The following is a 16050-nucleotide window of genomic DNA, read 5'->3' as shown; positions in this document are numbered from 1 at the left end:
GTAAATATTTTGTATGATTTGAGTTACAATAATGTAATTAACTCGTTTTCATTCATTGTTATATGAATTAATAATGACATCATACCTGAGAACTAATTCACTCCTTTCGGCTCCATTTCCATATTTAAGGGGATGTAATTGATCCGCAGGTCGGCTATCGTAAGAAAGCGAAATTGCTTGCTCGCTTGTCGAGCCGCACTTTTCGTAGCGATGTGCAGGGCTGCCTGAATGCTTGAAGGGCTGGGACAAGCCAGTTTGCATTCCCTTGTATACATGTATTCAAGCAATGTGTGCAAGAAAAATGATCAAGAGAGAAGGAGAGCTTACAAACATGAACAGAAGACTCAACCTGATTTTCCTCAAACGATGGTTTATGCTATTAATCATCGTGGCGGTTGCGGCCATGCCGTTACACGCCTTTGCCGCAGAAGCGGATTCCGGGGCAGATCGTCCTTGGATGAACAAATCCTTATCTGCGAAGGAACGCACCGAGCTGCTTCTCAAGGCGATGACGCTGGAGGAGAAAGTCGGATTCGTTACTGGTAAAGTAAATAACTATTATGGTTTCTATAATGATGGATTGGAGCGGCTTGGCATTCCGGCACTACAGATGGCGGATGGACCAGCAGGCGTACGTGTTGCCAATCCGGATGTGCAGGACAAAAAGTCCACGGCACTGCCTGCACCGATCGCATTGGCAGCATCCTGGGATACCGATCTTGCCAAACAGTATGGTGATCTGATCGGACAGGAAGCCCATGATACAACACATAACGTTGTTCTTGGTCCTGGTCTGGACATTGCACGTACACCATGGGGATCACGCAACTTCGAATCCCTGGGTGAGGATCCGCTGCTGGCTTCCGGCATGGGTGCAGCATATGTCAACGGAATTCAGAGCAACCCGGTAATTGCAACGGCGAAGCACTACATCCTGAACAATCAGGAAACGGAGCGTTTCACAACGAATGCAACAGCCAGTGAGCGTGCCATCCAGGAAGTCTATGCACGTCCATTCCAGGCTATGGTTGAAAAAGCGGATCTCGGTTCCGCCATGTGTTCATTTAACCAGGTGAACGGTACATATGCTTGTGAGAACAAGGAGATGCTGACCGATCTGCTCAAGGACCAGTTTGGCTTCGAAGGGTTCGTCATGAGTGACTACGGTGCCAATTTCAGTACAGCCAAATCGGCTAACGCGGGTCTGGATCTGGAGACACCAGGGGAGCCTTATGGTAAATGGGGAACGCATCTGCTTGAAGCCGTGAAAAAAGGTGAAGTCAGCGAGCAGACTATTGATGAGAAGGTTCGTCGCATTTTGCTCCAAATGTTCGAGAAAGGGCTGTTCGACAACCCTGTAACCAATACGCAAATTAATGCGAAGGCAGACGGTAAGCAAGCACGGGAAATTGCTGAGCAGAGCATGGTGCTGTTGCAAAATAACAATGACGTCCTGCCACTTTCGAAGAAAGAACTGAATTCCATTGCAGTTATTGGACCGGATGCAGACACGGCTTCTGCGGCAGGTGGAGGCAGCAGCCTCGTTAACCCGACATATACCGTGAGTCCGCTTGAAGGTATTCGTAACCGTGCAGGCAATGGAGTGGAAGTGAAATATGCAGCCGGAACGGACCCTATCTCCGCCGGAGATGCATTTAACGGTCCTTCCGCCGTACCATCCACACTGTTGTCTCCGGCAAATGCCGAGAAGAGCGAGCTGAATTATGGTACGGACAAAGCGGAATATGGTCTTCGTGCCGAATACTGGACCAACACGAACATGGAAGGTGACCCTTCACTGGTTCGTACAGACAATCAGGTTAACATGAATCTTGGATTTTATAACTATGAAGGGTTCAACGCCCAGTCCTCCAAGCTTCCGGTTACACCAACGGAATTCAACAGTAAAATGTCCGCACGTTGGACAGGTTCCATTACAGCACCCAAAACGGGTGATTATAAATTGTCTCTGACCAGCCTGGGATCTGCGAAATTGTACGTGGATGATCAGCTGCTCGTAGAAAATCAAGGTGAAACGCTGAGCACAACAAAGAAAGCAATTACGTTAAAAGAAGGCGAATCCCACAACATTAAGATTGAATACCGTACCGACTTTCCGGTACAGTCAAGCCATGACATGGGTGCCCAAATGCGTTTCGGCTGGGAAGCACCTGAAGATGCCGTGGATGCCAAAATGCAAAAAGCAGTTGATTTGGCCAAAAAATCCGATGTTGCCGTTGTCGTGACACGTACGTATGACAGCGAAGGTTATGTGGACCGTTCCGATCTGGAACTGCCGAACAACCAAGAGCAATTGATTCGTAAGGTTGCAGCAGCAAATCCGAAGACAATTGTTGTTCAAATGAGCGGCCGAGCTGTGGAAATGGATTCCTGGCAAAAAGAAGTTCCATCCATTGTTCAAGCCTGGTACGCAGGTCAGGAACAAGGTAACGCGGTAGCTCGCGTTCTGTTCGGTGATGTAAACCCTTCTGGTAAATTGCCAGTGACGTTCCCGTCGGACGATTCGCAGACGCCGATCTCCACCGCGGAACAATTCCCGGGTGTGAATGGCGTGGGCACATACTCTGAAGGCATCTTTGTAGGCTATAAAGGGTATGACAAAGAAGGCATGACACCAGCGTTCGCATTTGGACACGGATTGTCTTATACCGATTTTGACTACCGCAACCTGCATGTGAAAAATACTGGTAAAGGGGACGATGCTACCGTAGAAGTGTCCCTGAACTTGCGGAACACCGGTAAAGTTTCTGGTGCAGAAGTGGTACAAGTCTATGTAGGCAATCTGCCAACGAGTGTAGAAACACCGAAAAAACAACTTGCTGGCTGGGTCAAAGTCGATCTGAAGGCAGGCAAACAGCAGCGTGTTAAAATCAAACTGGATCGCAGCGCACTGTCCTATTGGGATGAAAAGTCGCATGAGTGGGTAATGCCTAAGGGTAAAGTATCTGTTTATGTCGGCAGTGCATCAGATGATGTCCGTCTGACAGGCAGCGTGAATATCGGAAGTCCATCCGGTAAATAAAAGGAAGAAGTTATGAGTCGTGGCCGAATGGCCGCGGCTTTTTCCACACTTGGAGAGGGGGACGAGATGAACGCGCGATGGAGAGAGAAGAAAACAGGATGGATGCTCCTGCTGCTCGCCGTATGTATTGTGGCTGGTTTCAGTGCATGGTGGATGGCAGACCACAGCGAAGAAGATGCCATCCCGCCACCACCTATAGGGAAGAGCCCGGAAACAGTTGAAGCATGGCTGACAACCGGAGATCAGCAGCATCTACTGGAACCGCAGCAGCCGATTCAATGGACAGAAACAACAACGGAAGAAGCAGATTACACCATCACCATTGATCCACTCCAAACGTATCAAACGATGGATGGATTTGGTGCTGCCATGACAGGCTCGGCCGCCTATTTACTCGATCAGCTTCCGCAGGAACAGCGGGAACGATTACTTAAGGAACTGTTTACAAGCGAAGGGTTAAATCTGGATATGGTGCGTCACACGATTGGTGCTTCTGATTACTCGGTGGATGCATCTGGCGTACCATCAAGTTATACGTACAATGATATCGAGTCAGGCACGGATTATAATATGGATCACTTCTCGATCGACAAAGACCAAGATGTGGTAGATATACTGAGACAAGTAGCCTTGCTGAAACCAGACATCAAGGTGTTGGGCACACCCTGGACCGCCCCGGCCTGGATGAAATACGGTGAAAAAACAATGAATGGCTGGTATCTGGATTACAATAATCCTCAAGTTTATGAAGCCTATGCACGTTATTTCGTAAAATATATCCAGGCTTATCAGGCACAGGGGATACCGATCTATGGAATGACCTTGCAAAATGAACCGGGGTTCACTACCCCTAATTATCCGAGTATGAGTATGGGAGCCGAAGAACAGGCCATGTTTATTCGGGATTACCTTGGGCCTGCAATGCAGGGTGCAGGACTAGACACACGAATCATCACGTATGACCACAACTGGGATCAGGCGGTAGAATACACGGGCAGTGTGCTTGGGGACGAAGCGGCTGCATCATATATTGATGGTTCGGCATTCCATTGTTATGAAGGGGATCCGTCCTCTATGACGGAAGTGCATGATCGCTTCCCGGATAAACATATCTATTTTACCGAGTGCAGCGGGGGGGATTGGAGTCCTGATTTTGGCGAAAATCTAGGCTGGCAGATGTCCAATCTAATGATCGGTGCTCCGCGAAACTGGGCTCAAAGCGTACTGCTCTGGAATATTGCACTGGATCCGCAAGGCGGACCAACCAATGGCGGCTGTGCGAATTGCCGGGGGGTAGTGACCATTGATCCGGAAACGGGTGAAGTGACACGCAATGTTGAATATTATGCACTTGCACATCTTAGCCGTTACGTTCGTACAGGAGCTGTAAGAGTAAAGTCTACAGAGGAACGGGACGAATTGAAGAATGTGGCATTTCGCAACCCGGATGGAACCATGGTGCTGGTTGCAGCTAACACAGGTAACGTAGGTACTGTTTTCCGTGTCGTCGTGAAGGAAGAGTCGTTTCAATATACACTGCCACCTCAATCCGCTGTCACGTTTCGCTGGATGCCGGAGGACACCTCGGATAGCGGAGTCGGGATAAAAGGTAGATAAGACTGATCATTACATCAACTTCTACGTCTGAAAAGCAGCATTTGATTTTACCCACTCCTTGGATTTATGCAATATAATAATCACTACATCGGAGGGGAGGAATTGAAAATGATGGTTACATCATACCGGGCACTGGATCATGCCAAGTTGGTTGCCATTTGGGAACGAGCTGTACGGGCTACTCATACATTTCTGGCCGAAGAGGATATTGTCTTCTATAAAAGTGTGGTGAGTGAAGCTCTGTCAGGCATGGAAGTATGGGAAGCAGTGGACTCGGCGGGAGAACCCATTGGTTTTATGGGGCTGGATGGCAAGCACATTGAGATGTTATTCGTGGATGTGGACCAGCATGGGCAAGGTGTTGGACGTATGCTTGTTACGCATGCCATTGACCTTAAGGGTAACGATCTCAAAGTGGATGTGAATGAACAAAACGAGGGAGCTGCCCGGTTTTATGCCCGGATGGGGTTTGTGCAGACAGGCAGATCGGAGCTGGATGGCTCAGGTAATCCTTTTCCCCTATTACATCTGGAATTAAAATAGAATTCCCCCGTAACCAACATCATGAGATGGATGGTCGCGGGGGATTTTTCATACGTTAGTGAGTCTCTTCATCGAGAAAAGGTTTGTTCACCGCATAATACATGAAACCCATCAGCAGTACTCCTCCCACCAGATTGCCGAGGGTGACCGGAACGAGGTTATGAATGACCCCGCCAAACGAGATCGTTCCCGGATGATTCAGTACCAGCGCGATGGCGAACGTGCACATATTGGCTACGCTGTGTTCATATCCCGAGATGAAAAAACAGAAGACAAACAGCATCATGGCGAACATCTTGGCGCCGTTCTCCTTCATAAACATCGGCACGAAGAATGCCAGGCACACAAGCCAGTTACACAGAATTCCCCGGAAAAAGAGCTGCATCGCCGGTGCCTCCATCTTGTGTTCCACCACACTTAGCAGAAATCCATTGACCTGAGATGAATCGAATAATCCCGTCAGATAGATTAATAGAGCAAAGACAGCTGCGCCCATCAGATTCCCGCTGTAACTGGCAATCCACAATTTTACGACTTCGAGCCAGCGCAGCTTCTTCCTGAGTGCAACATACGTGTAATAAAACGTATTTCCGGTAAACAGATCACCCCCGCCATACGCAATCAAAATAATAGCCGCTCCAAACGTGAGTGCTGCCATGGGGTATGTAAATGGGGACTGCTCCATATAGAAGAAGTTACCTGTCTTAAACGCCACGATCACACCAAATCCGATAAACATGCTGGCTAACATGGAACGTGAGAGGTACCTGATCAAACTTTGTTTGTAAATCTTGTGCTTCTTCAAGGCTAGCTGTTCAACGTTGCGTAAACCTTCGGTTTCCATAATTGCCCTCCCGTTTCTCGGTGTAATGCTTACATTATAACGAAAATTTGGAAGAAGTGTGGTATGAGTTTAAACGACCACAGCAGCAGTTCAGTTAAACAATCACGATCTAATCATGCAGATATTCAGACATAATGAATGCTATTTCACTGGAAAAGGGTACATGCAGGCGCCTAGAATTTCAGCCAGTTGTTCTGCTGTTCGTTCACGTGGGGCTAACTCTTCTGCGTAGGAGCGCTCCAGTTTGGCTCTCATAAAACGTTCGGCATATTCATTGGGACGGGAGTGAAAGTCTTTCGTGTACTCAGCATAGTCATGCGCATCCCGGACCTTTTCCAGCACACTGTTCAGCAGAGGACTGCCCGCGTAGAGGAGAGATTCGGTTTCCTCGCATTCAAATTTCAGGAACATGATGGCCTTCTGCAAAGCATTGATCTCCCCCTGGGTCAGGTAGACAGGCTTCACGGCATGTTCTCCCGATGCAGCTTTGGACTGATCCATATTTTCGTAAGCTTCATGTTCACGGGAAGAAGGGTCTTGTTTGTTCATAGGTTATCACTTCCTTGGTTCGATTGTAGTACCCGCTTCGCAAAAGTGCCGAAATCGGGATCGGATTGAAGTGACTCTAGCGCCGACTTGGCACGGAAACGTGTTGATGTGCAGCAAGAACGGCAAAGGCAGCTCCCTTGACCAGGATGTAGGCATTCCCCTGCAAAACCTCAAAAGCCAATTGAATCACGGCTTCGGTGATGGGCAGTAGGGCCAGAGTCTGCAAAGCGTAGTTTTGTACATCCTCATCTTCGTCCGGGTCACGAACAAGCTTCGCGGCAGCATGCAGGATTTCTTTTAGAAGTTCAGAGGAGCCTGCCAAACCAAGGGCACGCCAGGCTTCGATGCGTACCAGATCTTCTTCTTGAGAATTCATGCCGATAGCGAGAACTCGCTGCGTAAGATGGTTATCCGTTAGCTCGGTCAGATTACGAAGAGCCTGCAGCTTTTCTTCTCCATTGACTGCGTCAAAATCTAGCCGTTCAAACTTACTGTGATTCATATCAGACATAGTAAATCAGTCACCTCCTGAATGAGAAGCTAGGATTGGGGCGGAAGCTGAATAGGACGGGCAGCCAGTGCTTCTTCCACAATCTGCTCGGGGGTCAGGTCTCGATCATCCCAGAAAATCAGATTACTGATCTCCGCATAGGGCAGCTGTTTCTGCAGCTCATTCAGCATATTATCCAGTTCCGCTTCGGTTCCTTCGGCATTCATCAGCTTGCGAACCTGTTCTACTAATTGTGCATGGTCGGACATATCAAAACCTCCTGAATAATTCATATGATTAGTTTCTTAACTAGACTTACACAGATAAACTCCTGCGTGCAACTTCGTTTTCCAGAATCCGGGTTCCAGTTCCCGGTGGAACATTGTTTAATCTACCAATCACTCCTAGTTAGCTTCATTATAACGAAATTTCAGGACAGAGACGCGGTGCTTCTCTGAAAAAACAGGGTGATTTCAAATGTACGTATTATACGGGGGAATATTATTTGTATTTTTTCGTTACATATTTGTATTTATTGCAGTACTGTTCTTAAACTATATTTCATGCATTGTCTTGAATCTATGTTATGAGAAGTTCTCCCAGATCAACATTAATAGCCTCCTTTTTAATGGATAATATGTTAATCATTTTGTTCAGAATTGGTTCAGAGTCCCTTGCTAGAATATGGGCCGAAACGAAGTATTTTTGGGAGGAACGGACTATGAATCAGGACTGGAAAAAGCTGCTACATACTGTCACTGTAATTGGCATGCTGTGGGGGAATCAAAGCGTTAGTGCGGCAGAAGAGCAAAAAGGAGGCGCTAACCCGATATCATCGGTTTTTACAGACGAAGTTGATATTCGTTCAACTTCCCTGCAAGCCGTACAAGAGGCAGTGAAGCAAGGATTAATTTCAGGCTACCCGGATGGATCATTTCATCCACGTCAGTATCTTACCCGGAGAGAAATGGCTGTATTGCTGGCCAAAGCATCTCAATTACCTTATGAGGAACAGTCGGCTACTGGCCCGAAAAGTAAGGACTGGGCAGCTCCATATATAGAAGCTATTCAAAAGGAAGGCTGGATGACGGGGGATGCTTCGGGGAATTTTCGTGCAAGTGATCCGATCCGCCGAGAAGAGCTTGCTTCTATATTGGTAAGAGTTACGGGAACTCAAAAAATCAAGGGGGGTCAGCCGCAAACGATCTCGGATGAGTCCGTGGTGAGTGGCTGGGCTAAAGAACAGGTACAAACGGCGTTGAAGCTTGGATTATTGGAAACGAGTGAGGGTAAATTCGAATCCAAAGCTTTGGTTGAACGACAAGATATTGCAGCAATTCTGGTGGATGTGTTCCAGACAGGGGAGCGAACGGCAGCCTTAACCGAATTGGACGGGGATATTGCTTATATAGATGGACGTCCTTTTGTAATTGGGAAGGAACTGCAGAGCATTTTGAATGAAGGAAACAAGGAAGCATTACAGGATGCCGTAATTACCTATGATGCAAGAACACGCAATCTGTCCTCCTTGTCGGAAATTCAGATTACACAGCCGGGTACAGCTGCGAAGCCCATTACATTGAATCTAAAAGATACATCCTATCAGGGTGCAATTGTAGTCTCTAAAGACCATGTCATCTTGAAAGCCGATACATTATCCAAAGTTAATTTGAAATCCGGGTCAAGTACAATCACTATCGAAAGTGATATTGATGAAGTAACGGTTGATACCACCGACAACATTATTGTTCGGGGAAGCGGCACGTGGAAACAGGTTGTACTAAAAAGTACGAAATCCACCATTCAATTGCCTACCAGTGTGAAAACAGAGAAAGTGATCCTTGCGGAGGGTGGAGCATTATCTCAGATCATTCGCAATACGCCTTCGACGCCGCCATCATCGGCTTCTACGGGAACAAGTAATTCAAGTTCTGGTTCAGGTTCATCAGGACCAACAGCACCAGAACCGACACCAACGCCGACGCCAGAGCCTAAACCAGACCCGGCGCCAGAACCAACACCGGAACCGACACCAGAGCCAGAACCAGTTGTTGTGCCGCCGTCCCCTGTAAATCATCAACCTACTGTTCAAGCGATGATTCCCGACAAGACCGTTTTTTTGGGAGAAGGTGCACAAGAGATTGATCTGAGCACTGTATTTACGGATGCGGACGAGGATGAACTGAGTTATGAAATTTCAGAAATGGATCAAAGCATCGCTTCTGGCGAAATTCAGGGTTCCAAATTAAAAATACAGCCCATTTCCATAGGGAATACAAAGGTAACCGTGAAAGCTGAAGACGGAAAGGGAGGAAGTGAGATAACGTCATTCCTCTATGTCGTCCAACCTTTCTTTATTCCGCCGATGCCACCGATTGTGATCCCGCCAATCATCCTGCCCCAACCGCCAGTAAACCATGCTCCCGAAGTGATTGAAGCATTGCAAGCAGTTGAAGTTGTATTGGGGGCTGTAAATGGTCCAACAGACTTGAAGACCATTTTCTCTGACCCCGACGGAGATGAACTGACCTTCGTTGCAGCTTCTTCGAATCAGCAAGTTGCGGATGCTGATATTACAGGCAGTATGCTGACGTTGAACACCTACTCTCCTGGTAGCGCTGAAATTACGGTAACTGCCAAGGATCGTAATGGTGGGGAAGTGGAGAGCAAGTTTAATGTTGTGGTCAAAGCACCCGCCGCTGTTAATCATAAGCCCATAGTAGCAAGACAGATTACTAAAATGAATGTAACGCTGGGAAAGGTTAGCGATACAGTCAATCTGGCCGGAGTATTCGAAGATGCAGATGGAGACAATCTGACGTACACGGCTGAATCTTCGGACCCTAATGTAGCAGAAGCGATGGTACAGGAAGACACGTTAACACTAACCTTCAAGGACGTTATAGGTTCAGCGATAATTACCGTCAAGGCTTCTGATCCGGATGGTGAGGAGACGGTGACAACATTTGCTGTAGATGTTCAAGACCCTGATGCAGGAAAGGGACTGTTTATTTCCGAGTTGGTCTGGGGCGAGAGTTTTAATCAAGCTATTGAACTGTATAATCCGACATCCAAATCACTTAATGGAGGGGATATTACGATTGTTCGGAGCGACTCAGATACCCCGATTACGCTAGACTCGGGTACTATCATTCCTTCAACAGGTACGCTAGTTCTTGCAGAAGGGTTTAGTGATTTTACAGAGGAAGAGTATTATTACTTGACTTTAGATTTGTTTGTAAATACCGAACCGGTATCGCTGACGCTATATTACAAAGGGGAAGTCCTGGATAGGGCAGTTATTGTACCGGCTCAATCTTTGACAAGGAAATGGGATACTGTTCTAGGTGATAAGGTTTCTTATGAACCATCTGAATGGAGCAATATTGGAGAAAACAATTATGGCAACTTGGGCAAATTTGATCCTTTAATTAATCCTTAACTTCATTCGTTTTATAACAGATACAGAAGGGGAATCATGATGCGGAAAATGAAAAGGACAGCACAATTAGCCATAGTTGCATTGCTCCTGAGCAATGCTGTTCCAGTTGCTGCACAGAGTTGGAATTCAGTAGAGCAGGTACTACCTTCGTCTAATATATCTTCGGGTGTTAATGTTACTAACCCATTAAATGATTCAATGAATAAGGCTGTAACCATGGGTTTCATCAAGGGAGATCCGGATGGAAACCTTCGGACAGCCGATCCCATTACCCGTCAAGAACTGGCGGTTGTTCTTGCAAAGGCTCTGGGACTGACAGCAAGCAAGGCATCATCATCACCTTTTGCAGATGTAAAATCGACTAACTGGTCAGCCCCTTACATTCAAGCAGTGAAGAAGGCTGGCCTTCTACAGGGAGATGCAACAGGACGCTTCAGACCACAAGCGCAGATCACCGGGCAAGAACTGGTAGCTGTTTTGGTGCGAGCCACAGCCTTTGCCAAACAGGAAACGAAGGAAGACTCTGTTCCACAAGAGTGGAACGGAACAAGTTCTTGGGCTATACCTTACGTCCAGACAGCTGTAAAGGCAGATCTGTTGAGTGAGTATCCAGGAGAAACCAAAGTTAAACAAGGACTTATTCGTGGCGAAGCGGTGAGCATGATTCTGTCGGCTATGTTCCCGGAAAATCGCCTATCTGTTATTCAGCAGCTCCAAGGCGATCAGGTTCAGATCAACGGAGTAAAGTATCATATCTCTGACAACGTGGCTGGCCTTCTGAATGATCGTAACAGAACTGTACTGGATCAAGCTGGAATACAGTTCAAGAGTCAAAATCATAATCTTACTGAAATCAATGCTTTGGAAATTAGAAAAGGCGGAGAAGCTGCACATACAGATGAGGCAGAATTCAGCCGTAATCTGTTATTGAATGGTGGGGACACCACACTTGATGGTGATCTGACGATTAAAGCAGACTTCACCTCGGTGCAAGGAATTACAATTAAAGGTAAGCTGGTAATAGCCCCGGAGATGCAGCATGACCTTCACGCCAAAAATGTAAAAGTGGAAGATTCTGTTTTGGTACAGGGCGGAGACAGTAATACTGTTGTATTTGAGGACTCAGCTTTAAAAAACGTGAATGTGGATAAAAGTGATGTGCATGTGACCCTGGCAGGCAGTACCCATGCTCAAGAGATTAGCGTCCAGTCAGACAGTAGAATTGATATTGAGCAGACAGCTACTCTTCCACTGTTGAATATCATTGAAGGTGCAAGCAGAGTGGAAGTTCAGGGAACTGTTGATACCGTTTCTCTGAATACGTCTAAGTCCATGCAGCTTAACGGGAATGTGACTGTGCAGCAGCTCACGGTAGATGGGGCAGGACCGATCAGTATTAATGCAACAGGCACCATTCAACAACTTCAGGTAAATAATCCTGCTGCACAGATCAATGTAGCGCGAAATGTGAAGGTGGCTGAGGTCAATTTGGCAGCTGGAGTACCAACTTCCGCGGTTAGTGGAGGTACAGGGATGGCTTCTTCCAATACTGCATCGCCATCATCATCAGGTGGAACAGGGGGAAGTGAAACTCCTGTTGCTGCCAATCGTGCACCTGAACTGCTGAAAGCATTTGAAATCCGCAAGTTCACGGCGAACGGACAAGGTGGCACTTTAAATCTAAATGACTATGTAACTGATCCGGATGGTGACCCGTTAACGTATACCGTTGCTTCATCCAAGTCTTCCGTCGCAAAGATAGTGCTTAGTGGGTCCAATCTCGAGATCACACCAATAGAACATGGAACAGCTACAATAACCGTATCCTCTAATGATGGGCGAGGCAAAAGGTTAAGATCTACATTCGAAGTCAGCGTGAATGCACCTCCTCTTGCATCTCCTATCCCTGATCAGGAGCTTGTTGCCGAGTCGGGCAGCAAGGATGTGGATCTCATGGTTTATTTTATGGATGATGAGAAATATGAATCGGAGCTACTCTACAGCGTGACGAATAATGCATCGGAAATCGTAGGCTCCGAAATCGTCGGAAGCAATTATGCAGAATCCGTACTGAGGTTAACGCCTAAGAAGGCAGGAGAAGTCGTCCTTAAAATAAGAGTTGATGATGGGCAAATTGCGGATGATGGAAGTACGGGTGCTACTGAGGTTGAGATGCGGGTTGTCGTTCTCCCACCGCTTAACCGTGCGCCAGTGGGGGAAGCTCCATCGAATATGGACGTATACCTGGGCAATAACATCCCTATAGTAAAATTGAATGAGCTATATACTGATCCAGACGGTGACCCTCTGACGTATACAGCGACTTCATCCAATTCCGATGGGGTTACTGTGGAGGGAGATGCAGGTAAGTTGAAGTTCACTGCTCTTCAACTAGGGACTTATACGATTTCATATTCCGTTAGTGACGGTAAAGGCGGAATAACAAGTGGAACATTTGATATTAATGTAGATCCTGTCCCGAATATGAATCCGGTAGGACAGTCACCTGGTTGGGTTACCGTATACTTAGGTTTCCTATCAGAGTCCATTCCTACTGTTAATTTAAATGATTATTATACAGATCCAGACGGTGACTCACTTACATTCAGCGCCACTTCATCTGATCCGGATGGTTTGATCGTTGAGGAAAATTCAGGAATACTTCAATTCACTGCTCTAAAATTTGGAGAATACACCATTCATTTTTTGGTGGAGGATGGCAAAGGCGGTTTCATTTCAACGGCATTTCAAGTAAGAGTTAATCCTAAGCCTAATGCTTCTCCAGTTCTTACTAGTAACCTACCTGCTCAAACGTTGTTTCTGGGTAAGGAGGATGTTGTCATTGATCTCTCGCAATATTTTATTGATCCAGATGGGGATGTATTAGAGTTTCAAACACCATTTGTTTTAGATAATTTCATGATTGCACAAATGCAATTTCAAGAAGAGAAGCTGATTATTCGTCCAAATCAGGTTGGTAAGTTTCAAGCTACCATCCAAGCAAAAGATGTTTATGGAAAAGAGGCGACAGCCTCTATTGATATTCAGGTTATTGAATCCGGAAGTTTCGGTGCAATCCCTGATCAAACAATAATGTGGCCTTGGTCTACTTTGGATATAGACCTTACTCCGTATTTATTGCATTTTGACATCAGTACTTTAACGGTGGATGCTGCTTCTACAGACGTAAATATTGCGACAGTGTCGGCGAATGGGGCGCAGATTGCGGTTAATCCAGCAGCAGAAGGACAAGCTTCGGTAACACTAACCGTATATGATCTTGCAGGACGAAAAGAACAGACCTCTTTTGGCGTAACTGTACAAGCCGAGCCGTCAGTCAATAACTCAGCACCTGAGGTTGTAAGTAGTATTTACGAACAAGTACTAACGCCGAATGTAACGAATGCACGCACCTATGACCTGAGTCAATTGTTCAATGATCCGGATGGAGATGTGTTGCAATATACAATTAGCAGCAGCTCAGACGAAGCAGTGGATGCGAGCATTAACGGCAATCAACTAACAATTAAGCCTGGAACGGGGAATACAGTAGCTCCTTTAACCATAACAGCGAAAGATGGAAAAGGTGGGCAGGTTCAATACTCCTTCAATGTTCGGACTGCTTCTCTCGTGAACGGTGGGGTCATACAGATTAATACGAAATCCGGAGTTCAGGATGCTTTGACCTATTCAACCTCAAGTTTGTTCCCGGGTCAAACAAATTTTAAAGTCTACAGGGGTACGCCAGATTCAACGTTCACAGGGCCGGATACCTTGAATACGAATCGAATTCCAATAACAGTATCTCCGTTGAACTACTGGATTATTGGAAATGACGGTAGAGCTGTGGTAGTTCAAGTAAACTCGCTGCCTCAAGGAACGGCAGAACTATTTTTCTCTCAATACGTTGATGCAGGAGATGGGCGCGGTGTTGTGCAACTTTATTACACAGGTGATGGAGATCCGTCACATAAAGCAACTGGATACCAAGTGGATGTTTATAAATGGATGAAAAAAACATCAACGATGCAAGTGACGCCTTACGGTGTATTGGATGTGTTTCCAGGCGTACCTTATATCTATATCGATACCATATTCTATGACTTCTTTGATATTACCAACGCTTCTTACTATAACGATGAATTAGCTCTCTATAATCCGAATGAATATAATGTCGTAGCTCTCGTTCTCAAAAAGGACGGCCGAATTGTAGATGTGTTGGGTGATCCAGCTTCTCATGATCAGTTCATGCCTGCCGGCGGGACATTTATTCGCAAACGTGGGATATACACGGGTTCACAACAGTTTTCATTGACAGGGGAATGGAATGAGTTTCCGAAAGGAACCCTTCAATTTGTTCCTTTTCACACTCCATAGGTTAATGAACTAAAGGCTCTTTTGATATGAAACCTTGTAATAAAGTAGGCCGACCTCCATGCTCATGAAACGAGTATGGAGGTCTTATTTATTTTTACTGGAAAGGGATCATGCCGGAGTTGAATTTTATCTTGGGTCAGGAATCCGTATAGCAAGATTGCCAAACTGCTCCCCCTTTTCCATCCGTTCGAACGCCTTAGCTGTGTCCTGTAGCGCATACACTCTATCGACTACAGGATGTATATCATGATGTTCCACCCAATGCAGCATCTGGACAAACTCTTCATGGCTTCCCATGGAAGTACCAATCAGGCTAACTTGAGGGAAGAAGATGGATCTGATCGGAACAGTCAGATTATCTCCGGAGCTTGCGCCATACATTACGATTCGGCCATCGGGTCGGATAATATTAAAATATTGGGGGAAAAGGGCTTGTCCGACGCTATCCAAAATCAGATCCACAGGGTCAAGCTTGTTATGCTGACTCCAATCCTCATGACTGCCAAATGCTTGTTCAGCTCCCAACCGAATGGCTTCATTTCGCTTCATTTCGCTCCTTGAGGTTACGGTCACCTTGGCTCCGGCTGATACCGCCATGAGAAGAGCATAGGTGGCTACACCACCTCCAATGCCGGGAATCAGAACATGTTCTCCCTGCTGAAGACCACCACGGGTGAATAATGCACGGTAGGCTGTCAAGGCCGATAGGGATAACACCCCTGCTTCCTCCCATGTTAGATGAGATGGTCTCGGTAATGCATTTTCGGCAGGGACGGTAATATACTGTGCAAGTGTTCCATCGGTTGGTCCGCCTACGATCTCAGGTACAATTGGCACATCTGCTGCACACTTCCAACCAAGAGTTGGATGAATAATGACTTCTTCACCTACAGAAGGGTGTACGACTCCTTCCCCAGTTTCTACTATTATACCAGCCCCATCGGAGCCTGGAATGAACGGAGCGTCATGGGTTGTGCGACCTGCCATAATGAAGAGATCGCGATGGTTAAGACCGGCGGATTTTAACTGAATTTTGACTTCGCCGAACCCCGGTGCTCGGCTTGTGAATGATGTATATTGGAGTCCCCTGAGGCCACTTCGGCCTGAATGTATAATAGCTTTCATAATGTTATTCCTCCCGTTGA

The 16050-nt window shown here is 46.5% G+C and carries 10 protein-coding genes; 5 read left to right on the top strand and 5 right to left on the bottom strand.

Translation table 11 applies throughout. The features are described 5' to 3' along the window. Positions 1–331 precede the first annotated feature (331 nt). The 3 genes from AC3WQ3_RS26440 (at position 332) to AC3WQ3_RS26430 (ending at position 5203) form a co-directional block, all read left to right on the top strand. Positions 332–3043, top strand: coding sequence for a beta-glucosidase (locus AC3WQ3_RS26440; protein WP_492474162.1), 2712 nt, complete (start codon positions 332–334; stop codon positions 3041–3043). Positions 3044–3055: 12 nt separating this feature from the next. Beyond that, a complete protein-coding gene (locus AC3WQ3_RS26435; protein WP_492474161.1) occupies positions 3056–4660 on the top strand; it encodes a glycoside hydrolase family 30 protein in 1605 nt (534 codons plus the stop codon). A gap of 108 nt (positions 4661–4768) precedes the next feature. Beyond that, a complete protein-coding gene (locus AC3WQ3_RS26430) occupies positions 4769–5203 on the top strand; it encodes an acetyltransferase (protein WP_492474160.1) in 435 nt (144 codons plus the stop codon). Between the two features lie 55 nt (positions 5204–5258). Here the strand turns inward: AC3WQ3_RS26430 and AC3WQ3_RS26425 are convergent, their stop codons facing one another. The 4 genes from AC3WQ3_RS26425 to AC3WQ3_RS26410 form a co-directional block, all read right to left on the bottom strand. Then, complete coding sequence (locus AC3WQ3_RS26425; protein WP_492474159.1) at positions 5259–6047, bottom strand: formate/nitrite transporter family protein; 789 nt, start codon at positions 6045–6047, stop codon at positions 5259–5261. A 141-nt stretch (positions 6048–6188) separates the two neighbouring features. After that, the gene (locus tag AC3WQ3_RS26420; RefSeq protein WP_492474158.1) at positions 6189–6596 is read right to left on the bottom strand and encodes a hypothetical protein; all 408 of its coding nucleotides are present in this window, start codon (positions 6594–6596) and stop codon (positions 6189–6191) included. A gap of 76 nt (positions 6597–6672) precedes the next feature. After that, complete coding sequence (locus tag AC3WQ3_RS26415; protein WP_492474157.1) at positions 6673–7107, bottom strand: HEAT repeat domain-containing protein; 435 nt, start codon at positions 7105–7107, stop codon at positions 6673–6675. Between the two features lie 29 nt (positions 7108–7136). Further along, complete coding sequence (locus tag AC3WQ3_RS26410; RefSeq protein ID WP_492474156.1) at positions 7137–7355, bottom strand: bacteriocin immunity protein; 219 nt, start codon at positions 7353–7355, stop codon at positions 7137–7139. 452 nt (positions 7356–7807) lie between these two features. Here AC3WQ3_RS26410 and AC3WQ3_RS26405 point away from each other — a divergent pair, with 452 nt between their 5' ends. Together AC3WQ3_RS26405 and AC3WQ3_RS26400 are read left to right on the top strand one after the other, a co-directional pair. Beyond that, positions 7808–10528 (top strand): S-layer homology domain-containing protein, encoded by a 2721-nt coding sequence (locus AC3WQ3_RS26405; protein WP_492474155.1) that lies wholly within the window; start codon positions 7808–7810, stop codon positions 10526–10528. Between the two features lie 36 nt (positions 10529–10564). Further along, positions 10565–14905, top strand: coding sequence for an S-layer homology domain-containing protein (locus AC3WQ3_RS26400; protein ID WP_492474154.1), 4341 nt, complete (start codon positions 10565–10567; stop codon positions 14903–14905). Positions 14906–15031: 126 nt separating this feature from the next. Here AC3WQ3_RS26400 and AC3WQ3_RS26395 read toward each other — a convergent pair whose 3' ends face one another. After that, entirely contained in the window at positions 15032–16030 is a 999-nt protein-coding gene (locus AC3WQ3_RS26395; RefSeq protein ID WP_492474153.1) for a quinone oxidoreductase family protein, read from the bottom strand. Positions 16031–16050: the final 20 nt, after the last annotated feature.

The organism is Paenibacillus sp. FW104-T2 (genome assembly GCF_058789975.1).
Note: the sequence above shows the minus strand (reverse complement) of the source record. Positions and strands in the feature narration are given on the sequence as shown.